The following is a 22,528-nucleotide window of genomic DNA, read 5'->3' on the forward strand; positions in this document are numbered from 1 at the left end:
CTCCGTGCGGCCGGGTGCCTCGGCGGCCCTCGGGAACCGTCGCGCGTGGTTTCCCCCGAAAGAACGGGTCGGGTCCCGAGCAGGACCCGACCCGTTCCGGCCTCGGAAGCGGAGCCCGGAGGGTTTCAGGGCCTGTCGCCGGGGGTGGTTCCGGTGTTGCCGCGCATCCTGCGCAGCGCGTTGACGAGGAACGCGACGAACAGCACCGTGGCGACTCCGCCGATGGTTCCGCCCAGCGCCACCGCGATGGCCGCCCAGTCGCGCTGCGGGAACACGTGCGCCTGTAGGTGGCGTGGTTCCACCGGTGGGGGCGCGGCGCCGTGCTCGGCGGGGACGACGTCGTTGACCGCGGCCATCGGATTGATCAGGCCGTGGCCGATGATGTCGCTGTCCCCGCCGTTGTGCTGGGCTGTTTCCGTGATGCGCCGCATCACCTGCTCGGCGGACAGCTGGGGGTTCTTCTGCTTGATCAGGGCGGCGAGCCCGGAGACGTAGGGGGCGGCGAAGCTGGTCCCCTGGATGGGCTGGGGCTCGTTGTCGGGGCCGTGCACCACGCGGTTGACCAGACCGCTGCCGCCGACGCCGGGGTCGAGGGCGATCAGGTTCTCCCCGGGCGCGGCCACGTCGACCCACGGCCCGGGGACGGTGAACTCGGACGGGGCGCCGTGCTGGTTCACCGCCGCCACGGTCAGCACGTACCTGTCGAACCAGGCCGGCAGCACCGCGGTGCTGGGATCGTCCGGGGCGTTCTTCTCGCACTTGCCGCCCGCGTTGCCCGCCGCCGCGACGACGACCACCTCGTTGGCGTAGGCGTTTCTGACCGCGTTGTGCAGCTGCTGGTTGCCTTCGTCCAGCGGGTTGCTCGCACGGGCCAGTGACTGGCACGAGGCCTGGGAGACGTTGATCACGTCGGCTCCCTGGGCCACCGCGCTGTTGATGGCCTGGGCCATGCTCGCCGTGGTGCCGGGGGTGGTTCCCCGGTCCCTGTCCTGGTAGACCGAGGAGGACTGCCTGATGGACAGGATGGTGCTCTCGGGGGCGACACCGACGAATCCCGTCTGTTCGGACTGCCGCGCGGCGATGATGCCCGCCACGATCGTGCCGTGTCCGTCGCAGTCGTTCAGTGCTCCGCCGGTGATGAGCGAACCGCCGTCCTCCAGTCTCGGGGTGAGCCGGGGGTGTGGGTTGACTCCCGTGTCGATCACGGCGATTTTCTGCCCGCCGCCGAGCAGGCCCTGCTCGTGGGCGTGGCGGAATCCGAGCAGTCGCTGACTCCAGGGTTGTTCCTCGATCGTGGGCCCGGACTCGCTGGCGCTCATGCAGGCCTGCTGCTTGGCGAAGGCCCCGTTGGGGGCCAGTCTGTCGGAGTTGGCGGTGAACTCCGGGTTCAGCGCGGGCGGGGAGAAGGGGCTGTCCGCGGTGTCGGTCTCCTCCTGTGCCACCGCCGGAGGCACCGTCCCGCCCACCAGGAGAACACCGCACGCGGCGGAGACCGCCAGTACGCGTCGCAGTCCGTCACGACGCACGGATGTGGTTGAGCGCATCACTTGTCCCCTCCGGGGAGTGGTTCGGACGTCGACGGCTCCGGGATCGGCACGGCAGGCGCGTGGCGCCCTCGGCCGGTTCCGGAAGACCGGCCGTGGCTCGTCGCCCGGAGTCGCCCGGTTCCGCCGTGACCACGTCACAGGAAGTCGATGTTGAGGTCGCGGATGGTCATGTACACGTCCATGACTCCCAGCGCCAGCGGGAGTACCAGCGCGATCAGCACCGCCTCGATGATGTCCACGCTGCGACGCTGCACCGGGGAGAAGCGCTTGTTCGGGAAGACCACGCCGAGCACGATGGCGGCGATCCCGAGCAGCAGCAGTGGCCAGAAGATCCAGGTCAGCTTCTGCAGCGGGGTGGTGGCCGTGGGAAGCAGCAGTTCGACGGTGACGCCGAGCGCGGCGAGCAGCCCGCTCAGCAGCAGCGCGATCGCCTGGCTGCCGTTCGCGTAGTTGCGGCCGCGCAGCATCAGCACGGTGGCGACCACGACGGCGAGCAGGAAACCCCAGATGTTGGAGGCGGTGGTCGTGAAGATCGCGCCCAGTGCGGCCGTGGTGCCGCAGCCGATGATCAGCCCCGTCATGTACTGGTGGGCCAGGCCGGACTGGCGCTGGATCTCGTGGTAGTCGGGGAAACCGCCGTCCTCCTTGAGGTCCTCGGAGCTTCCGGGGACGTGGGGCAGCGGAAGTTTGGCCAGCTGGATGGTGATCCTGGGCAGCATCGATATCCCCGCCAGACCCACGGCGGCGGCTCCGGCGGCGATGCCGGGCAGCGTCGCCGCCGGCACCAGGGTGGCGACCACGAAGCCGATCACGGCGAACAGCGCCAGTGTGGCCGCGGCGATGAAGGTGATGATCCCGGCTCCGATCACCATGAGCGAGACCGAGGCGAAGATGAGCACCAGCGCCGAGGCCAGCAGTAACTTGGGGCGTACTTCCTGGCCCGGAACGATGTTCAACCCGGCCACGAAGGCCATCGGCAGCCCGCCCGCGGCCGAGATCACCGTTCCCGTGGTGGCGGCCCCGTAGGCGCGGGTGACGAGGGCGCCGGTTCCCGTCGCGAAGATCGCCACGGCCAGTCCGGTCACCGCCGCGACGACGTGGAAGATCATCCCCTGGGGCAGGGTCGCCATGCCCAGTGCGACCGCCGAGGCGATCATGGCCAGGGCTCCGGCGGCGTGTCCCGTCTTGGCCGCGGTCTCCTTCGTCCAGGGGCGGTAACTGCCGGGTTCGGCCTCCGCCAGCGCGTCGACCACGTCGTCGTAGAGCGGCGGCGGCGGATCGTCCGACTTGCGGCGCAGTTGCAGCATGTCCCCGTCGACGATCCCGAGCGACGCCAGGGTCTGGCTGGTGTCCAGCGGGGCGTCGCCCAGCCTGGCCAGGCACCAGCCTCCGTGGCGTGCTCCGCCGTCCGGTGTGGCCTCGTGCGCCATGTCCAGCAGCATCGGCAGCAGGTCCGCCACCGAGACGTCAGCGGGCAGCGCGAGGTCTATACGAGTCTTCGGCGCCACCACCGTCACGCGGCTGAACACCGTGGTCCCGGTCGCCACTTGGGCCCCCTACTCCCTCGTTTTCCGTTCCGTTCGGTCGTTCGAGTGTCTGTGCGCGTGTGCGGTCCGATCCAACCAAGCGGGATTCGTTTCGGCGGAATCGCCCCATCACGCCGTTGCGTTCTCCTAGTATGGCCCCATCGGTCGGTTCACGGGGTGGGTTCGGACGAACTCGTCCGAGACGGGTTTGTCCTGGGGCGGGCGGCGGATCGGTCCGCGGTTGTTCCTTCTGGTTCCCACCCCCGCCGGTTCGGAGACACGGCCGGTTACAGAATGCTGCTTGCGCAGTTGACGTCAGATCGCCGACAACATGGAAGGGTGCTGCGTCCGGTGAGCACGCTGCAGTTCAAGCGACCGCCACGTATGGCCGCTCCCAAGCCGCCGGGCGGAGAGGTGCATCTCGAACAACCACCGGAGATTCCGCGGACGGTGCCGGGCAACATCGTCCAGAAACTCCTTCCGGCCGTCATGATCGTGGCATCACTGGGAATGATGGTCTTCATGCTTCAGCGGGCCCGAAGCAATCCCATGATGATGATGATGCCGATGATGATGCTGGTGTCCACTGTGGGCATGATGGCCGGTGGGAACCAGGGCGGCGGTGGACAGAGCAAGGCCGAGATGAACGAGGACCGCAAGGACTACCTGCGGTATCTCGGCCAGATGCGGGAGCGGGCCAGGCAGGCCGCCGACGAACAGCGGCTGGCGCGGACCTGGATTCACCCCGACCCCTCGACGCTGTGGTCCATCGCGGCCAGCCGTCGCATGTGGGAACGTCGCGCCGGCGACAGCGACTTCGGCCAGATCCGCGTCGGTCTGGGGGCGCAGCGGCTGGAGACGCGGCTGGTTCCGCCGCAGACCGGTCCGGTGGACGAGCTGGAACCGATCAGCACGCTGGCGCTGCGGCGTTTCGTGCGGGCGCACTCGTTGGTTTCGGACCTTCCGGTGGCCACCTCGCTGCGCGGGTTCGCCGCCATCGGTCTGCAGGGGGAGCGGGAACTGACCCGCTCCCTGGCACGCGCGATGATCGCGCAGCTGGCCACCTTCCACACCCCGGACGACGTGATGATCGCGGTGGCCAGCGGAGGCCGTTCCCGGGTGGAGTGGGACTGGGTCAAGTGGTTGCCGCACGCCCAGCACCCCATGCTGACCGACGGCATCGGCCAGCAGCGCCTGATGGCGGGCTCGTTGCGTGCGATCGAGGAGATGCTCGCCGACCAGCTCGAAGGTCGTCCGCGGTTCAACAGGAACAACACCCCTCCGGACGGCCCGCACATCGTGATCGTGCTCGACGACGCGGAGATCAGCCGCGAGGAGCAGATCATGCTGGAGGGCGGCCTGACCGGGGTGACCCTCGTCGATCTGTCCGACGTGCTCGGAGCACTCACCACGAAGCGCGGGATGCGCATGGTCGTCGAGCGGGACCGGATCGGAGCCCGCAGCGGCAACAACGTCGAGTGGTTCGGCGCGCCGGACTCGCTGAGCAAGGAGGAGGCGACCGCGCTGGCGCGGCAGCTGGCCCCGTACCGGATGGCGGTCCGCACCCAGGCTGAGGCGGAGAGCGGTGGTCAGGAACCGCTGACCACTCCGCTGAACTACATCGAGCAGCTCGGGTTGAGCGGGGACCCGATCACCTTCGACCTCAACGAGGCGTGGCGGCCGCGTCCCATCCCGGAGCGCTACAGGGTGGCGATCGGTCCCGGCGAGGACGGCCAGATCGTCTCGCTGGACATCAAGGAGACGGCCTCGGGAGGCATGGGTCCGCACGGGCTGTGTATCGGCGCCACGGGCTCCGGAAAGTCCGAGTTCCTGCGCACGATCGTGCTCGGGCTGATGGCCACGCACTCCTCGACGGCGTTGAACTTCGTGTTGGTCGACTTCAAGGGTGGTGCCACCTTCAACGGTTTCGAGGCGGCGCCGCACGTGTCGGCGACGATCACCAACCTGGCCGACGACCTCACCCAGGTGGACCGGATGCAGGACGCCCTGGCCGGGGAGATGAACCGTCGCCAGGAGGAGCTGAACAAGGCCAAGGTCAAGAACGTCTGGGACTACGAGGAGGCACGGCAGGCCGGCGCGGACCTCGCCCCGATGCCCGCGCTGTTCGTGGTGATCGACGAGTTCTCCGAGCTGTTGTCCACCAAACCCGAGTTCTCCGAGCTGTTCAACATGATCGGAAGGCTCGGTCGTTCGTTGCAGGTGCACCTGCTGCTGGCCTCACAGCGCCTGGAGGAGGGCAAGCTGCGGGGACTGGAGTCGCACCTGTCCTACCGGATCGGGTTGAAGACCTTCAACGCGGCCGAGTCCCGGGCCGCGATCGGGGTGCCGGACGCGGCTGACCTGCCGGCCACGGGTGGACACGGTTATCTGAAGCACCCCGGTGGGATGGAACGCTTCCGGGCCGCTTACGTGTCCGGCCACATGCACCAGGGGGGCGGACGGCGTCGCACGGTGACCGCCTCCCCGGTCACGGGGGAGAAGCGTCCGCGTTTCTTCGTCTCGGACTACGTCGAGCCCCCGGCCGAGCCGGAGCTGCCGGAGCCGGAACCGGAACCGGAGGAGGCCGGGGTCGACAACGACGGGGACGGTCTGGCGGACACCGACTTCCAGCTCGTGATCAACAAGATGCAGGGGCAGGGCCCGCCCGCGCACCAGGTGTGGCTGCCCCCGCTGGACGCTCCGCCCACACTGGACAGCCTGTTGCCGCCGCTGTCGGTCACCGAGGACCGCGGCTACACCCCGGCGGGCAACGTGGGCAACGGCAGGTTGCAGGTGCCGGTCGGCATCATCGACATGCCCTACCAGCAGCGCCAGGACCACATGATCGTCGACCTGGGCGGTGCCAACGGGCACGGTGCCGTGGTCGGCGGTCCGCAGTCGGGCAAGTCCAACCTGATGCGGACGCTGGTCACCTCGATGGCGCTGACGCACACCCCCCAGGAGGCCCAGTTCTACTGCGTCGACCTGGGCGGCGGTTCCATGGCCGCGCTGCGCGGCCTGCCCCACGTGGGCGGATTCGGCGGTCGTCGGGACCAGGACGTGGTGCGACGTACCGTCGCCGAGCTCAAGCAACTGGTCACCGAGCGCGAGGAGCGTTTCCAGCGACTGGGCATCGACTCGATGGGCGACTTCCGCAACCGGAAACGGCGTGGGGAGGTCACCGACGACGCCTACGGCGACGTGTTCCTGATGATCGACGGTTGGGGGGCGTTCCGCAACGACTTCGAGAACCTCGAACAGGACGTGCTGGACCTGGCCTCCCAGGGGCTGACCTTCGGGGTGCACGTCTTCGTCTCGGCCAACAGGTGGGCCGAGATCCGGCCCGCGCTCAAGGACCTGATCGGCACCCGCTTCGAGCTCCGGCTCGGTGACCCGAGCGAGTCCGAGGTGGACCGCAAGGTCGCGTTGAACGTGCCCTCGGGACGCCCCGGGCGCGGTCTTCACCCGAGCAAGCTGCACTTCCTCACGGCGATCCCGCGGGTGGACAGCGAGAACCTCGGCGAGCGTGTCGGTTGGCAGGCCTACAACGAGGACCTGTCCGACGGGGTGGCGGACCTGGTCACCAGGGTGCGCAACGCCTGGAAGGGCGAACCGGCCCCCAAGGTGCGGCTGCTGCCCGAGCTGTTGCCTTACGAGCAGCTGCCCGCCCCGGAGCGGCAGCCCAGGAAGCGACTGGTGCCGATCGGCATCAACGAGGACGGGCTGCACCCCGTCTACCTGGACTTCGACGCCGAGCCGCACTTCTACGCCTTCGCCGAGCGGGAGGCGGGCAAGACCTCGCTGCTGCGCACCATCGTGCGGGGGATCACCGCCCGCTACACGCCGAAGGAGGCGCTGATCCTGCTGGTGGACTACCGGCGCACCATGCTCGGTTTCCTGGACTCGGGACACCTGCTGGAGTACGCGGTCTCGGCCGACCAGCTGCGCAGCAACGTCAACGACGTGTGCAACGCGTTGAAGAAACGCCTGCCCGGCCCGGACGTCACCCAGGAGCAGCTCAAGAACCGCTCCTGGTGGTCCGGACCGGAACTGTTCGTGGTGGTCGACGACTACGACCTGGTGGCCCCGCAGGGCAACAACCCCCTGCAACCGTTGGCCGACTTCGTCCCGCAGGCCAGTGACGTCGGTCTGCACATGGTCATCGCCCGCAACTCCGGCGGGGCGAGCAGGGCGCTGTTCGAACCGGTGATCGGCAAGATGCGCGAGTCCTCCGCCCCCGGTCTGGCGATGAGCGCGAACAAGGACGACGGCCAGCTGGTGGGCAACATCAAGTCCCGTCAGCTGCCCCCGGGCCGGGGGACGCTGGTCAGCCGCAGCCTCAAGGACGGGCCGCAGCTCATCCAGACCGCCTACATCGAACCGGAGTAGCAACGATCGGGCTCCCGCCCCCGCTCCGTCGCCACGGGCGGGGGCGTCGACGGTCATGACCTCCGACGGAGGACTCCGGATGTGACGGGGCCCTACTAGGGTGCGGGAGAGCTCGCCAGCGCGTCCCGGTATCCGGGCGAGGCCGAAGGAGTTGTGTGTGAGCCTGCACGTCGCCGTGGACTTCGGAACGTCCAGCACCTGCACCGTGGCGGCTTTCGGGGACGCTCCACCGCGTGTGGTGGCCGTGGACGGCCTGCCGTGGGTCTCCTCCGCGGTGTTCGCGGCCACCGACGGCACACTCTTCGTCGGTCAGGAGGCGGAGCGCCAGGCCGCCGTGGATCCGGCTCGTTTCGAGCCGCACCCGAAACGTCGGATCGACGAGGGCGAGTTGCTGCTCGGGGAACGGGTCTTCGACGTGGAGGACGTCGTCCGGGCCGTGCTGGGACGTGCCGTGGCCGAGGCGCGCGAGCAGGCCGGGGGCGCTGGGGTGGACCTGCTGGTACTCACCCATCCGGCGGACTGGGGGTCGGTGCGCACCGGTCGACTGCGTCGGGCCGCCGACGGCCTGGCCGCCGAGGTGGTGCTGCTGCCCGAACCGGTGGGGGCGGCGGTGTTCCACTCCGCCGGTGACCCGGTCGAGGGGGCGGCGCTGGCCGTGCTCGACCTGGGCGGGGGAACCGTGGACGCCAGTCTGGTGCGGGGGTCCGGCAACACGTTCCGGGTGCTGGCCACACGCGGCGAACCCGATTTCGGGGGCGCCGACATCGACCAGGCTCTGCTGGAACACATCGGGAGTCTGGTCGAACGGTCCGACCCGGACTCCTGGCGTCAGCTCGTCGAAGGCAGGGAGTTGGCCGACCGGCGCCGTCGCAGAGTGCTGCGACAGGACGTTCGGGGGGCCAAGGAGACTCTCTCCCGGCACAGCTACACCGACGTGCCGTTGCCCGCTCCCTTCTCCGACGTGCACGTCACCCGTTCCGACCTGGAGTCGCTGGTCGGGCAGCGGCTGGGGCGAGCGACCGAGCTGGTCGGCGAGGTACTGCGGGAGGGGGGTGTCTCCCCCGAGGAGGTGTCCGGGATCTTCCTGGTCGGGGGCTCCAGCAGGATTCCCCTGGTGGCGCGTTTGGTGCACGAGCGCACGGGGATCGTGCCCGGCACACTGGACCAGCCGGAGACGGTGGTGGCTCGCGGTGCGCTGCACGCGGTGCGCGCCGATCCGAACCGTGGGGCGCGACGGACGGTGCGGATCCCCACCCCCGCGCCCGGCTCCGTTCCCGGCCGGGGGGTGGGCTCACCGCCTCCGGTCGGACCGGCCGCCCCGGTTCCCTCCGTGCCGAGCGGGCCACCGGCCTCCTCGACCCCCGGTGGTTCACCGTCACGGGGATCGGCCACGCCGTGGCCTTCCGGGCAGGACACGCTCGGAAGAGCCCGAACCGTGGTCATCGGGGGGAGTGATCCCACCAGACAGGTCCCCGTCTCCTCCGGCCGTGGTGGGCGACGGGCGCTCGGCTGGATCGGCGGGACGGCCGCGGTGCTGCTGGGAACGGCGGCGGTACTGGTCGGGTTGCCGTTGTTCCGGGACGGAACGGACTCCGCGCGGGGAGACGGGCGCCAGGCTTCCGGGGTGGGGGAGGTGACCCGTTACGGGTACCGGTTCGAGTACCCCGTTCGCTGGCGGCAGGGTGGGGGAGACCCCGCGGAGTGGGAGACGCGGCTCCATCCCCCGGACGGCGGTGGGCTGATCTCGGTCCGGGCGGGCAAACCCGGCTACGACGTGGCCGAGCAGCGGGAGCGTTCGGTGCGGGAACTGCGGAGGATGTTCCGGGACCGCGTCGCCGCCGGGGACGACCTGTCCGGGTTCGAGGCCGACGGGGAGTTCGCGGGCAGGCGGGTGGTGCACTACGTGGAACACGTCAACGGCTCGACCGTGGACTGGTACCTGCTGCACCACGGCGAGTTCCGGATCAGCGTCGGTTGCCGGTACCCGTCCGAAGGGGATGGTCGGGTGCGGAGGGCCTGTTCCCGGGTCGTGCGCACCATGACGGTTCGTTGAGATCCCGCTCACCGTACGGCTGGACACGGTGGACGGAGGCGGGTTTTCCGTTTCCCCGTGTGCTCGGGTGTTTACAAGCGCAACGTGATTCGCGGAAACCGGGACACGGTGGAACCGTTTCTGGCAGTGTTTGCGTCGTAGGGTCGAGATGCCGTCGAGCACGAACCGAAGGGGGTTATCCACATGGGCGGTGGATTCAATACCGATGCGGAGTTGATGCAGCGTTCGGCCGCGCAGGTCGAGGAGGTCCGCAACAACGTCGACCAGGCCGTCGGCAGGCTGCAGAGCGAGATCGAGCCGGTCCTCGCCTCCTGGCACGGTAACGCCAGCCGGACGTTCCGCAAGCTCATGGACCAGTTCCAGGAGAACGCGAACGTCATCACCACCCAGTTGCAGGAGATCAGCGACAACATCAAGACCTCCGGTCAGGACTACGCCCGGCGTGACGAGGAGCAGGCCGCCGAGGTCTCCAAGATCGAGGGCATGCTCAACGGCTGAGATCGCTGATCTGTTCCTCTTTTCCGCAGTGGTGTTTCTTTCGACCGTCGGGTAGTCGCACAGAGGGGAAACGTACTCATGTCCGAGATGATCAAGGTTGACTTCGGGCAGCTCAGCGCCGGAGCCGAGAGCCTGAACCAGGCCGCCACCAAGATCCAGGCCGAGCTGGACGAGCTGGAGCAGCTGCTCAAGCCGCTGGTCCAGACCTGGGACGGTGATGCCAAGGAGCAGTACTTCGAGGCCCAGCGCCGCTGGAACGAGTCCGCGCAGAACATGCGTGAGATCGCGGCCAAGATGGGGATGGCCGTCAACGCGGCGAACGAGTCCTACCAGGCCGGGGAGCGGGCCAACGCCGCCAAGTTCGGCGGCTGATCCCGCCCGGCGGCCTGTGCGCCCCCTGGACCGGCAACGGGGTCCAGGGGGCTTTCGCCGTCCGGACGCTCCGTCCGTTACCATGAGGTCGGTACTGCGGGTGGATCGACACGCCCACACTCCGCCGCGCACGTGTTTCGGGCGCCGGAGGGACCCCGTTTCGATCCTCTTGTCAGCTACCGAGTACTCTCATCCGTTGTTGTGCGGTGGGTGTGCACGACCGCGAGATGATTCGTGACCGGCCGATGCGCTGCCCGACGGGGAGCCCCGTCGGAGGTCTCGGTCACTCGTGGGACGTGCCGGTTCCCACGGGGTGAATCGGATCGCGATCCGCCCCGGCGTTAGTGGGCGACGGGACACGACTGCCGCACCGAGATTCCAACGCGAACGACGACGAGGTAGACCCGTGCGCACGTACAGCCCGAAGGCCGGCGAGGTGACCCACGCCTGGCATGTGATCGACGCCGAGAACGTGGTGCTCGGCCGGCTGGCCACCCAGGTTGCCACGCTGCTGCGTGGCAAGCACAAGCCGACCTACACCCCGCACATGGACACCGGCGACTTCGTCGTCATCGTCAACGCCGACAAGGTCGTCCTCACGGGCAAGAAGCGTGAGCAGGCCTTCGTCTATCGGCACAGTGGTTACCCCGGCGGCCTGAAGAAGCACTCCTTCGGCGAGATGCTCGACACCAAGCCCGAGCGCCTCGTGGAGAGGACGATCAAGGGCATGCTGCCCAAGGGCAGGCTCGGCCGCGCGATGGGCAAGAAGCTCAGGGTGTACGCCGGGCCGGACCACCCGCACCACTCGCAGCAGCCGCAGCCCTTCACGATCGAAACGAGGGCCAAGAAGTGACCGAGGGATACGAGGAAGAGCACGTGAGCACTCCAGAGACCGACGAAGCCCCGGCTCCCGAGGTCCTCGACGCCGAGGTCCCGGTGGAGGAGCAGGCCCCGGAGGCTTTCGCCGAGGACATCGCTCCGATTCCGTCCAGCAGGCCGATCCAGACCGTGGGGCGTCGCAAGAAGGCCGTGGTGCGGGTCCGGCTGGTTCCCGGCAGCGGGAAGTTCGTCCTCAACGGCAAGCCGATGGACGAGTACATGCCCAACCGCGTGCACCAGAACATCGCTCGCGAGCCGCTGGAACTGGTGGAGCGCACCGAGGACTTCGACGTGTACGCCAACCTGCGCGGCGGCGGCCCCTCCGGGCAGGCTGGTGCGCTGCGGATGGCTCTCGCCCGTGCTCTCGTGGCCTACCAGCCGGAGGACCGGCCCACGCTGAAGAAGGCCGGCATGCTCACGCGTGATCCCCGGGCCAAGGAACGCAAGAAGTACAGCCTCAAGAAGGCGCGTAAGTCCCCGCAGTACAGCAAGCGGTGACCCCTCCGGGGTCTCCCCACGGGGGAGGCCCCGGCCCCGCCGGTGGTCGGCGTGTCGTTCTTGCGGCCACCGGGCGTGGGGAAGAACATCTGTGGGAGCAGTTCCCACCCGTGGGGTGTGGAGCTGCTCCCGTAGTGTTTGGTCCGGCCTGTCGGCCGTGTGAACGTGTCACCAGCGTCAGGAGGAACTCGGTTGTCCCGTCTGTTCGGCACCGACGGGGTGCGTGGTCTCGCCAACGCGGACCTCGGCCCGGAGCTGGCCATGTCCCTGGCGGCCACCGCCGCGCGGGTGCTGTACGAGCGGGACGACTCCCGGCGGCGGGTGGCCCTGGTGGGACGGGACCCCCGGGTGAGCGGGGAGATGCTGGACGCGGCGGTGACCGCGGGGCTGACCTCCGCCGGTGCCGACGTGGTGCGGGTCGGGGTGATGCCGACCCCGGCCGTGGCCCAGCTCGTGGCCGACACCGGTGCCGACCTGGGCGTGATGATCTCGGCCTCGCACAATCCGATGCCGGACAACGGGATCAAGCTCTTCGCCGCCGGCGGGCACAAGCTCGCCGACGCGATCGAGGACGAGATCGCCGCCCGGCTGGACGAGACCCCGGAACGCCCCACGGGTGAGCACGTGGGACGGGTGCGGGAGATGCCCGAGGCGCTCGACCGTTACGTCACGCATCTGCTCGGGGCGGTTCGTACCTCGTTGGACGGCCTGCGTGTGGTGGTGGACTGCGCGCACGGCGCCGCCGCCGGGGTCGCCCCGGAGGCGTACCGTCGGGCCGGTGCCGAGGTGATCCCCCTGCACGCCGAACCGGACGGGGTGAACATCAACGACGGCGTGGGCTCCACCCGCCCCGAGCTGTTGCAGCGGGCCGTGGTCGAGTACGCGGCCGATCTGGGGGTCGCCCACGACGGGGACGCCGACCGCTGCATGGCCGTGGACGCCACGGGAGAGCTGGTCGACGGGGACAGGATCCTGGCCGTGCTGGCCCTGGCCATGCGTGACTCGGGGGAGCTGACCGAGGACACCGTGGTGGCCACGGTCATGAGCAACCTCGGTCTGCACCTGGCGATGCGCGAGCACGGGCTGAAGCTACGCACCACGGCGGTCGGTGACCGGTACGTGTTGGAGGAGCTGCGTTCCGGGGGCTTCGCGCTCGGTGGGGAGCAGTCCGGTCACATCGTGTTCCCGGAGTACGCGACCACGGGCGACGGGCTGCTCACGGCGTTGCGGCTGATGGACCGCATGGTGCGGACGGGCTCTTCGCTGGCGGAGTTGGCCTCGGTGATGACGCGGATGCCGCAGAGCCTGGTCAACGTGTCCGTGGCGGACAAGACGGCCGCGGTCAACGCGCCCGCCGTGGCCGAGGCGGTGGCCAACGCCGAGGCCGAGCTGGGTGAGCAGGGCAGGGTGCTGTTGCGTCCCTCGGGAACGGAGCAGCTCGTCCGGGTGATGGTGGAGGCGCCCACCGCTGATCGAGCCCGGGTCACGGCCGAGCAGTTGGCCGAGATCGTTGGCTCGATCAGATGAAAATGTGATCAAAGTCTCGCGTTGTCGCCCGGTGTGTGAGAGTATTCACACATGGGTGCCATCGCTGTTACCGCTCTGATCGCTTTGTTCGCCGTTGGCCTGGTCCTCGGGCTGGTCGTGCTGGCCACGTTCGCCGTCGCGGGAGCCAAGGCGGCCACGTTGGCCCAGGACGGCGGGAGCTGGGTGCTTGAACACTGGCCGCGCCGTGCGAAACACTGAGATCGTGTCGTTTCCGACGTCGGTCGTCACACGAGCGGAGGTGATCGAGCATCGTGCGTTACTTCCTCGGTGACCTGATCTACGTACTCTTTCTTCCGCTCGCGGTCATGGCGCTCGGTGTGCTCGCCGTGGTCGCGCTCGTCTGATCACCAACAGCTCCCCTTTCGACAGGATGTCGCGTGCTGTGGCAGGCCCGCGGAGGGGAGTGTGACGGGTGCTCGGACGCCGGTGCTGATGCTGCCGGCGATCCCGCCAACGGTGACCGTGCTCCCCCCCCCGTCTCCCGGCCCGCATCGAGCGACGAGGCAGGCCGCTGAGCACCGACCCTCAGTCGTCCCCTCTCGCCAACCCACCGGGGTACTACCGCCCCGGTGACCACGTTCCCCGGCGGGCGCCGTCTCGGCGGCCCGCCCAACAGCTGCGGTGGCCCTGCCGGCAGGCGAACCCCCAGTACGGGCAGTACCCCTCTCACGCTCGGGTCGACTCGGGGACGCGTTTCGAAGGCTTCGCGTGTGCGACGGTATGACGTGCGGGTTTTGTCCGATACGAGGCGCGTTTGCTTGTGCAACGGTCTGGTTCGACCACGCACGCCGCCTGTCCCCCGGCTGCGATCATCGTATTGACACGAAGCCGATTCACCGTGGTTCGAGCGGCTCCGACGGGAGCAGGTTTCTTTCGAGAGGGAGGGGAAAATGGGATTCACCACGTCGGGGAGTGATCTGCCTCGGGTCGCCAAATCATTCTCGGACAGTGCGGAGAAAATACGTTCCCAGGTGAACGAAGTCGCGGCCAGTAACGTAACCGCCGACAAAGCAGGTAGGAAATTCCAGGAGCAGGGGAAGGCGTACGGGCAAGCACTCGACAGGATCGGGTCGAACGTCAAGGCTTTCGCCGACCACGGCGATCGACTGGCGCAGAAGTTCGACGAGTCCGGTAAGCAGTACCAGGACAGTGATCGGTCCGGTGCCAACACCATCGAGCGGGTTCGGAGCTGATAATGGCTTTTTCGCGGAGGCGCGGCAGCGGCTCGGGCGAGAACTCGACGGACTCCTCGGGTGGGTACGGAACCGAGAGCTCGTCGGGTAGTACTTCGAGTGTCGCAACGGGAACCGAGCGGCACCATGAGCAGAGTGGGGCAAGTCACCAGGACAGTGGAAGCCACCACAGTGGAGGGAACCACCAGAGCGGAGGGAACCAGGGGGGCTCGGGTGGTCACTCCGGTGAGAGTGTGAGTTCTTCTTCCGGTGAGACCACCGGATCCTCGACGAACGCGGACTCCGGTACCACGGGGTCCGGTTCCACGGCCGGTGCCGCGGACGGCACGAGCTCCCTCGGTGACGCGGTCTCGTCGGTCAACGAAGCGGCCTCTGGCGTTCTCACCCCGGTCGGTAGTGCGCTGTCCTCCGTGGGGGACGCGCTCTCCGGTGCCGCCTCGGAGGTGGGTGGATTCCTCCAGGACAACGCCGGTCACATCGCCGACGGCGCCTTCTCCGCCCTCAGCCCTGCCTACGCGGTGTTCGACGCCACCACCGGAGGGCTGTCCGGTGTCCAGGAGAGAGCCGAACAGCGGGCCGAGCGTGCCGACAGGTTCGACAGGGCGAAGAAGAGCCTGGACAGTGGATCGCAGGTCCCGAACTCGGACCAGCTGCTCGATGACGGGAAGCTCGGTCTGGAGTACTACGCCGAGTTCCTGCCGCACTTCAGGGACTGGACGGGAGACGGTCCGGATTTCGAAGGCGAGATCAAGAGCCGCTACGACGAGCTGCGTGGCGTTGATTTCGCCGCTTTTCGTGAGGACGCCGAACGGCTGGAAAAGGTGCACTCGGTGCTGCTGGACCAGTGCAGCAGCATGAAGAACGAGTTCAGCAGCCTCCGGCAGACCTGGGAGGGCGAGGCCGCGGAAACGGCTGCCGGGCAGGTGAACGCCTACACGAGCAGCGCGAGCGTGGTTGTCTCGGAGATCGAGAGCACCGCGGGTGCCATCACCCCCGTGATGGACGGTATCCAGAAGGCTGTTCGTGAGTACGCGAAGTTCGTGCTCGACGTGGGCGAGGATCTCACGTGCGCCGGGAAGTCCCCGGCGGAAACGGCTGACGAGATTCGCAAGGCCCGTGGCGACCTCAGGATGGAGGATCTGGCCGACGTCGGTGTCGACGATGTTTTCTCCGGGGGTTGGGAGTACCTGAAACACGCCGCCGTAGGCGCGATCCTCGGAGGACCCCTCGGCATCATCGGCTCCGTGGCGGGTGCGAAAGAGGCGGTGGAGAGCATTCGCCAGGGCATCGTGGACGATGCCAAGACATGGCTGGACTCCTCCTTCGTCCCGGAGTTCCGGAGCAAACTGACCCAGTTCGACCAGCAGACCTCGAACACGGTCAGCACCGTGGAGCAGTGCTACCAGCGGCTGTTGGAGGCCGCGGGGGGCAGCGAGGATCCCTTCACGGGAGTGCTGGCGGGAAGCGATGATTCCCCCGGTGCCCGGGGTGGTTCCGGAGGAACGGGCGGCGGTGGCGGTCTCGCCGGTGGTGCCGGTGGCGGAGGCGCCGGCACGGGAGCCGCAAGCGCGCCGGCGGCCGGTGCGGGTGCGGGCGGAGGACCTTCCGGACCGGCCGGGCCCGACCAGCAGCCCCCCGGGGTGCCGGGAGACGGGCCGAAGACGGAGGACCTTCCGGGCCCGGGGGACGGTGAGTCCTCCGCACGGAAGCCGGACGAGGTCACCCTGGGCGAGGGGGAGGAGAAGATCACCGTCCGTGAGGCGGACGAGCACGGAAACCCCCGGATCACGTTGATCGGTCCGGACGGCCGGCCGCACACCTACGAGATCGCCTTCGGCGGTTCCGGAGGTGATCAGGACGGGGGCGCCCCCCAGCGGGGGGAGTCGGAGCGGTCCTCTCCCGCCGGCGGGTTCTCGGCGGGAGAACGACTCACACCCGGTGCTTCGGCAGCCGGGGAGTCCGCCACCGGTGCGGGTGCCGACGGTGCTCGCCCGGTGACGACGGTTCGTCCCGACGAGGACGGGATCGCCGTCATCGAGCAGGGCGACCGGACCGTCGAGGTGGAGCGGACACCGGACGGTCAACTACGGCTCTCCGTGGACGAGGGCGACGGTCGGTCTCCCGAGGTCAGGACCGTGGACTTCGGGCAGGACTCCCGACAGGTCGCCGGTTCCGACACCGCACGGGTGTTCTCCGGCGGCGGGGGACAGCCCGGCCCGGCATCTCCCGACGCCCCGGACACCCCTCCGCGGTCACCCGCCGGGGAGGAGACCCGGACCGCGACGGCCGCCACCCCGCAGGCAGGGGGTGGGGACGGAATCGGCGTGCTCGGTCAGAATCCGCCTCCCGGCGGACCTCCGAGTGCCGAACAGGTGAGCACCTCCGCTCCCGTCGGCTCCGACGGACTCGGTGGTACGGGGACCGGGGAGACCACGAGTGGGGGACGGGGCACCGACCCGGCCGAGGCCCCGGCGCAGACCACCTCCCAGTGGGCGGGCTCCGCCATGTTCGACGAACCCTCCTCCCCCGGGGGACGTGCGACCTTCACCGCCTTCTCCGGAGACCTGTTCAGCTCCGTCGACAACGCGGGCGGCGACGTCTGGGGCGAACGGCCCGGCAACGCGGCCGGGGACACGCGGGGTTCGGTGGGACTGCCCGACCTCGGGGACAGCTCGGGTCCCGTCGACTCGCAGGGACTCACCGGCCTGGCTTCGATGAGCGAGTCCGGAGGAGGGCAGCAGGACCAGTCGGGTGCGCGTGGCGGCATGATGCCCATGGGCGGCATGGCCGGAGCCGGTCAGCAGGGCGGTGGCGACGAGGAACGCAGCAACGACAGCCCGTGGCGTACCGAGGGGAATCTGTTCGACGACGGCACCGACCCCTTGGCCAGCTGGAAGTACAGCGCGGTGCTGGGTGACCCCGAGGAGAGGTGAGTTCTGGGATGGTGCTCGTCAACGAACGGGTGGCCGAGGGAGTCGAAACTTTGGTCACCCGACAGGGCTACAGCCTCGCGGACGGCAGGGACGAGATCAGCGCCGCCGAAGCCGAGTCCGAGCGCTCCCGGAACGAGATAGAGCGCGAGGCGGCCGAGCGGAAGCAGCGGGTGCTGGAGCAGAGCAGGCAGGCGGCAGCCGAGGCGGAGCGGGATACGGGGGCCGGACCCCGGGGACCGGCTTCCAGGACGGACGACAACGAGTTGCGGATCGGTGTGGGGGAGGAGGACGAGGAGGAGTACCTCGCGGGCCCGTGGAACGGCGGGAACGAACGGACTTCGGCGCCGGCATCCGCTCCGGTCTCCTCCACCCCGTCTCCCGCTCCGCCTCCCGCCGCCCCCGGACGTCGGCGTCGTCCCGTCGGGGACGACTGGGACGACGAGGAGGACTTCTCCCAGCGCAGCTGGCTTCAGTGACCACGGGTCGTGTCGAGATCCCGCTCGTGTCCCCTCACGGCTCCGGCAGGCCCGGGGTTTTTCGCGGGAACCACGTTCACCGGGGTCAGGCGGCGGCCAGTGCTCCGGTGCTGTGTGCTCCGTCGATGCTCGACCCGGCGACGTCGGAGGAGAGCAGCGGGCTGCCCCGCTTGTCCCCGGTGAGCGTGCGCAGGAAGAACGCCGTCAGCAGCGCCCGGGCCAGCCGTTGGGTGCCGTAGTGCGACTTGCCCTGCAACAGCAGCTCGCTCCAGTGCCGTCCCTCGGTGAATCCCAGGTGCCCGGCCTTGCGCAGGGTGCGCAGCTGTACGGGGCCGCCCCAGGCGGAGGCGACGGGTTCGGCGTTGGCGCGGGCCGGGGCGAGCAGGTCCGCCGCCGCGCTCAGTTGCAGCCCGGGCACCGACACCCGCCGGGCGGCCGCGATCGCCGAGGGCATGGTCTCGGTCGTGGCCATCCCGGCCACCGCCCGGACGCGGGGGTCCTCGGCGGCGGCCAGCACCGCGCAGCCGCCGCCCATGGAGTGCCCGGCCACGCCCAGCCGGTTCTCGTCGACGCTGATCCCGCCGTCGCCGAGCCGGACACCGACACAGAGGTCCAGCGCCGTGCGCAGGTCGGCCGCGAACAGTCGGTGGGAGGCGAACGGGCCGGTGTGGGTGGCGGGGGCCGCGACCACGAATCCCCAGGAGGCCAGGTGCCGCAGCAGCCGGGTGTAACGCCGGGGTGGCTGCAACCAGCCGTGTCCGAAGGCGATGGCCGCCAGCCCCCGCCCACTGCGCGGGGTGCACACGATCCCGGGCAGCCCCACCAACGCGAGATCGCCGTGCAACACCTCGTGCGGTCCGCGTTGGGCGAGCTCGTGCAGCACCTTCTTGGCGTTGTGGGCCATGGTCCGTCACGGTAGCGGATCGGCTCGCGGGTGGGTGGCGGTGACCTGTCGAAGCAGCCCGGACGTCACCCGAGTGGTGGATGCGTATCAGGTTCAGACCACCTCCCCTGGCTATGCTGAGGCGCGTGTGCGGCATTGTGGGTTACCTAGGACATCGCCCGGCCCTCGACGTGGTGCTTCAGGGCCTGCGGCGGCTGGAGTACCGCGGCTACGACTCGGCGGGTGTGGCCCTGCTGAACGGATCCGGCTCGTTGGCGGTCGAGCGTTCGGCGGGAGCGCTGTCGAACCTGGAGCAGCGGCTGTCCACCGGTGACCGCGAGCGGTTCGGCGGCACCGGCGGCATGGGGCACACCAGGTGGGCCACCCACGGCGCCCCGACCGACCGCAACGCGCATCCGCACCGCGACGCCTCGGGGCGGGTCGCGGTGGTGCACAACGGGATCATCGAGAACTTCGCCGCGCTGCGTGCCGAGCTCGAATCCGACGGGGTGGAACTGGGCAGCGACACCGACAGCGAGATCGTCGCCCACCTGATCGCGCGTGCCTACTCCGCGGGAAGGACCGCAGGGGACCTGCCCGCCAGCCTCGGTGAGGTGGCCTCCCGGCTGTCCGGAGCCTTCACCCTGGTGGTCACCCACGCCGACGAGCCGGACCTGATCGTCGCGGCCCGGCGTTCCTCCCCGCTGGTGGTGGGGGTCGGCGAGGAGGAGACCTTCGTGGCCTCGGACGTGGCCGCCTTCATCGAACACACCCGCGACGCCGTGGAGCTCGGCCAGGACCAGGTGGTCGCCATCGGACGCGGTCACTACCGGGTGACCGACTTCGCCGGCACGGAGGTGGCGGTCAAGCCGTTCACGGTCGACTGGGACCTCTCGGCGGCGGAGAAGGGCGGCCACGACTACTTCATGCTCAAGGAGATCGAGGAGCAGCCGGAGGCGCTGGCCAACACCCTGCGCGGGCACTTCTCCGGGGGCGTGGTGCTGGACGAGCAGCGGCTCAGCGAACAGGACCTGCGGGACGTCAACAAGGTGTTCGTGGTGGCCTGCGGAACCGCCTACCACGCCGGACTGCTGGCCAAGTACGCGATCGAGCACTGGTGCCGCGTTCCGGTGGAGGTGGAGCTGGCCAGCGAGTTCCGCTACCGCGACCCGGTGCTCGGGCGGGACACGCTGGTGGTGGCGATCTCGCAGTCCGGTGAGACCGCCGACACCCTGGAGGCCGTCCGACACGCGCGGACCCAGCACGCTCGGGTGCTGGCCATCAGCAACACCAACGGTTCGCAGATCCCCCGCGAGTCGGACGCGGTGCTCTACACCCACGCCGGTCCGGAGATCGGAGTGGCCGCGACCAAGACCTTCCTGGCCCAGATCGCGGCCAGCTACCTGGTCGGGCTCGCGCTGGCCCAGGCCCGGGGGACCAAGTACCCCGACGAGATCGAACACGACTTCGGCCAGCTGGAGGCCATGCCCGAGGCGGTGCGTTCCACGCTGTCCGTGGTGGAGCAGACCCGCGGACTGGCCGAGCGACTCTGCTCCGCGAAGGCGGTGCTGTTCCTGGGGCGGCACGTGGGATATCCGGTGGCGCTGGAGGGGGCGCTCAAGCTCAAGGAACTGGCCTACATGCACGCGGAGGGCTTCGCCGCGGGCGAGCTCAAACACGGGCCGATCGCGCTGATCGAGAACGACCTCCCCGTGGTGGTGACCATGCCCTCGCTCAAGGGACACCCCCAGTTGCACGCCAAGCTCGTCTCCAACATCCGCGAGATCCAGGCCCGTGGGGCGCACACCGTGGTCATCACCGAGGAGGGCGACGACGCGGTGCGCCCGTTCGCCGACGAACTCATCGAGGTCCCGGTGGTGCCCACCCTGCTGCAACCGCTGGTCACCACGGTCCCGTTGCAGGTGTTGGCGGCCGAGGTCGCCCGGAACCGGGGTTTCGACGTGGACAAGCCGCGCAACCTCGCCAAGTCCGTGACCGTCGAATAGCGCCCGCCCTCGTCCAAGTGCTCCGTAAACGCGGTTCCGCCGCATAGACTTCCCGGCGAGCCCGGTTCCGAGGCGGTGCCGGGCGGTCTCGTCCGAAGCACCTCAGGAGGGAAGTGCCCATGCGCGGAGTGTGGACCCCGGAGCGGATACGCGCGGCGGAACAGCGCCTGTTCGACACCGTGCCGGAGCCGGTGGTCATGCGGCGTGCCGCGAACGGGGTGGCCCTGCACGTGCGGCGACTGCTCGGGCGACGTCACGGCCGTGTGGCGGGACGCCACGTCACCCTGCTGGTCGGTGCGGGCAACAACGGCGGGGACGCGCTGTGGGCCGGTGCGTTGCTGCGGCGTCGTGGTGTCGGGGTGACGGCGGTGTTGCTGGCCCCGGACCGCACGCACACCGAGGGGTTGCGTGCGCTGCGCGCGGCCGGTGGGCGCGTGGTGCCCGCCGAGACGGAGTCCGGACTGTCCCCCGAGGCAGCCGGGGCCCTGCGGCGGGGGGACGTGGTCGTGGACGGGGTGGTCGGTCTGTCCGCGCGCGGAGGGCTTCGCCCACTGGCGGCGGAGGCGGTGGCCCACATCGCCGGGCCGGTGGTGGCCGTGGACCTGCCCAGCGGGGTGGATCCGGTGACGGGGGCGGTGGACGGCGTGGCGGTCTCCGCCGAGATCACGGTCACGTTCGGTTGTCTGCGCCCCTGTCACGTGCTCGGGGAGGGGGCACGGCGTTCCGGCCGGGTGCGGGTGGTCGACATCGGTCTGGACCCCTGGTTGGAGGCCCCCGACTTCTCCGTGCCGGAGGCCGTCGACGTGGGCTCCCTGTGGCCCGTGCCCGACCGCGAGGACGACAAGTACACCCAGGGGGTGCTCGGGGTGGCCGCCGGCTCGGCCAGTTTCCCGGGAGCGGCGATGCTGACCTCGGCGGGGGCGGTGCGGGCCGCCTCCGGCATGGTGCGTTACGCGGGACCGGCGGCCGACGCGGTGCGCGAGAGGTGGCCGGAGGTGGTGGCCACCGGATCCGTCGGGGACGCCGGACGGGTCCAGGCCTGGTCGGTGGGGCCGGGCATCGGCACGGGCGGCAGCGGGCGCGAGGTGCTGGCCGCCGTGCTGGAGGAGGGACGTCCGGTGGTCGCCGACGCGGACGCGATCACCCTGCTGGCCTCCGACATCACCCTGTGGGACGCGCGGGATCCGGACGTGCCCGTGGTGCTCACCCCCCACGACGGGGAGTTCGCCCGGTTGACCGGCAGTGCTCCCCGGGACCGGGTCTCCGAGGCGGTGCGGGCGGCGCGGCGTTACGACGTGGTGCTGCTGCTGAAGGGGAACTCCACGGTCGTGGCCGCCCCCGACGGGAGGGTGCTGGTGTATCCCTGCGGACAGTCCTGGCCCGCCACGGCGGGTTCGGGGGACGTGCTCACCGGGATGATCGGCAAGCTGCTGGCCGCCGGGCTGGACCCGCTGTGGGCCTGCGGCTGCGCCGTGCTGGTGCACGCCAGGGCGGCCGAGATCGCCGCCACGGGGTCGGACCCGGCCCCGGGAGGCGCCACCGGGACGGGGGAGTCGTCCTCCGAGGAGGTGGGGGCCCCGATCGGGGCCTCGGCGCTGGTGGAGGCCGTGCCCGCCGCGATCCGTGAGACACGCGCGGCCGCGCTCGGTGACCCGCGAGTGCCACGTCCGCCGCGCTGAAAGCCCCCGCGCGGGCCCGACAGCGCATCCGGCCTGTGCGACCATGAG

At 69.8% G+C, this 22,528-nt stretch carries 16 protein-coding genes; 13 read left to right on the forward strand and 3 right to left on the reverse strand.

What is annotated here, in order from left to right; translation table 11 throughout:
• Nucleotides 1-125 precede the first annotated feature (125 nt).
• Nucleotides 126-1,544: a type VII secretion-associated serine protease mycosin gene (mycP, locus tag ACTMO_RS0101345; protein WP_051099005.1), complete on the reverse strand. Its 1,419-nt coding sequence runs from the start codon at nucleotides 1,542-1,544 to the stop codon at nucleotides 126-128.
• A gap of 137 nt (nucleotides 1,545-1,681) precedes the next feature.
• Nucleotides 1,682-3,094 carry a type VII secretion integral membrane protein EccD gene (eccD, locus tag ACTMO_RS0101350; protein WP_019852851.1) on the reverse strand — a complete coding sequence of 471 codons (1,413 nt, stop codon included), beginning with the start codon at nucleotides 3,092-3,094 and terminating at the stop codon, nucleotides 1,682-1,684.
• A gap of 330 nt (nucleotides 3,095-3,424) precedes the next feature.
• On the opposite strand from eccD, the gene ACTMO_RS0101355 reads away from it, so the two are divergent.
• The 11 genes from ACTMO_RS0101355 (at nucleotide 3,425) to ACTMO_RS0101410 (ending at nucleotide 17,912) form a co-directional block, all read left to right on the forward strand.
• The gene (locus ACTMO_RS0101355; protein ID WP_026448757.1) at nucleotides 3,425-7,462 is read left to right on the forward strand and encodes a type VII secretion protein EccC; all 4,038 of its coding nucleotides are present in this window, start codon (nucleotides 3,425-3,427) and stop codon (nucleotides 7,460-7,462) included.
• Nucleotides 7,463-7,619: 157 nt separating this feature from the next.
• Nucleotides 7,620-9,515, forward strand: coding sequence for a type VII secretion-associated protein (locus ACTMO_RS0101360; protein WP_019852853.1), 1,896 nt, complete (start codon nucleotides 7,620-7,622; stop codon nucleotides 9,513-9,515).
• A gap of 183 nt (nucleotides 9,516-9,698) precedes the next feature.
• Nucleotides 9,699-10,013, forward strand: a complete 315-nt coding sequence (locus tag ACTMO_RS0101365) for a WXG100 family type VII secretion target (protein ID WP_019852854.1) — start codon at nucleotides 9,699-9,701, stop codon at nucleotides 10,011-10,013.
• Between the two features lie 87 nt (nucleotides 10,014-10,100).
• Nucleotides 10,101-10,385 (forward strand): WXG100 family type VII secretion target, encoded by a 285-nt coding sequence (locus ACTMO_RS0101370; protein ID WP_157062973.1) that lies wholly within the window; start codon nucleotides 10,101-10,103, stop codon nucleotides 10,383-10,385.
• Between the two features lie 406 nt (nucleotides 10,386-10,791).
• Nucleotides 10,792-11,238, forward strand: coding sequence for a 50S ribosomal protein L13 (gene rplM / locus ACTMO_RS0101375; RefSeq protein WP_019852856.1), 447 nt, complete (start codon nucleotides 10,792-10,794; stop codon nucleotides 11,236-11,238).
• Nucleotides 11,235-11,762 carry a 30S ribosomal protein S9 gene (rpsI, locus tag ACTMO_RS0101380; protein WP_019852857.1) on the forward strand — a complete coding sequence of 176 codons (528 nt, stop codon included), beginning with the start codon at nucleotides 11,235-11,237 and terminating at the stop codon, nucleotides 11,760-11,762. Before rplM ends, rpsI begins: the two co-directional genes overlap by 4 nt.
• A gap of 192 nt (nucleotides 11,763-11,954) precedes the next feature.
• On the forward strand, nucleotides 11,955-13,289 hold the full coding sequence (glmM, locus tag ACTMO_RS0101385) for a phosphoglucosamine mutase (protein ID WP_019852858.1): 1,335 nt from the start codon (nucleotides 11,955-11,957) through the stop codon (nucleotides 13,287-13,289).
• Between the two features lie 51 nt (nucleotides 13,290-13,340).
• Entirely contained in the window at nucleotides 13,341-13,508 is a 168-nt protein-coding gene (locus tag ACTMO_RS23210) for a hypothetical protein (RefSeq protein ID WP_019852859.1), read from the forward strand.
• Nucleotides 13,509-14,200: 692 nt separating this feature from the next.
• A complete protein-coding gene (locus ACTMO_RS0101400) occupies nucleotides 14,201-14,503 on the forward strand; it encodes a hypothetical protein (protein WP_245555991.1) in 303 nt (100 codons plus the stop codon).
• 233 nt (nucleotides 14,504-14,736) lie between these two features.
• Nucleotides 14,737-17,436: a WXG100 family type VII secretion target gene (locus ACTMO_RS0101405; RefSeq protein ID WP_019852862.1), complete on the forward strand. Its 2,700-nt coding sequence runs from the start codon at nucleotides 14,737-14,739 to the stop codon at nucleotides 17,434-17,436.
• Entirely contained in the window at nucleotides 17,433-17,912 is a 480-nt protein-coding gene (locus tag ACTMO_RS0101410; protein WP_245555992.1) for a hypothetical protein, read from the forward strand. Before ACTMO_RS0101405 ends, ACTMO_RS0101410 begins: the two co-directional genes overlap by 4 nt.
• 85 nt (nucleotides 17,913-17,997) lie before the next feature.
• On the opposite strand, the gene ACTMO_RS0101415 is transcribed toward ACTMO_RS0101410, so the two are convergent.
• Complete coding sequence (locus tag ACTMO_RS0101415) at nucleotides 17,998-18,816, reverse strand: dienelactone hydrolase family protein (RefSeq protein ID WP_019852864.1); 819 nt, start codon at nucleotides 18,814-18,816, stop codon at nucleotides 17,998-18,000.
• 125 nt (nucleotides 18,817-18,941) lie between these two features.
• Between ACTMO_RS0101415 and glmS the strand changes: the two genes are divergently transcribed.
• Both glmS and ACTMO_RS0101425 read left to right on the forward strand, forming a co-directional pair.
• The gene (gene glmS / locus ACTMO_RS0101420) at nucleotides 18,942-20,801 is read left to right on the forward strand and encodes a glutamine--fructose-6-phosphate transaminase (isomerizing) (protein WP_026448758.1); all 1,860 of its coding nucleotides are present in this window, start codon (nucleotides 18,942-18,944) and stop codon (nucleotides 20,799-20,801) included.
• Nucleotides 20,802-20,920: 119 nt separating this feature from the next.
• Nucleotides 20,921-22,480, forward strand: a complete 1,560-nt coding sequence (locus tag ACTMO_RS0101425; RefSeq protein WP_019852866.1) for an NAD(P)H-hydrate dehydratase — start codon at nucleotides 20,921-20,923, stop codon at nucleotides 22,478-22,480.
• Nucleotides 22,481-22,528 lie beyond the last annotated feature (48 nt).

This window comes from Actinopolyspora mortivallis DSM 44261 (assembly GCF_000384035.1).
Lineage (GTDB): Bacteria > Actinomycetota > Actinomycetes > Mycobacteriales > Pseudonocardiaceae > Actinopolyspora > Actinopolyspora mortivallis.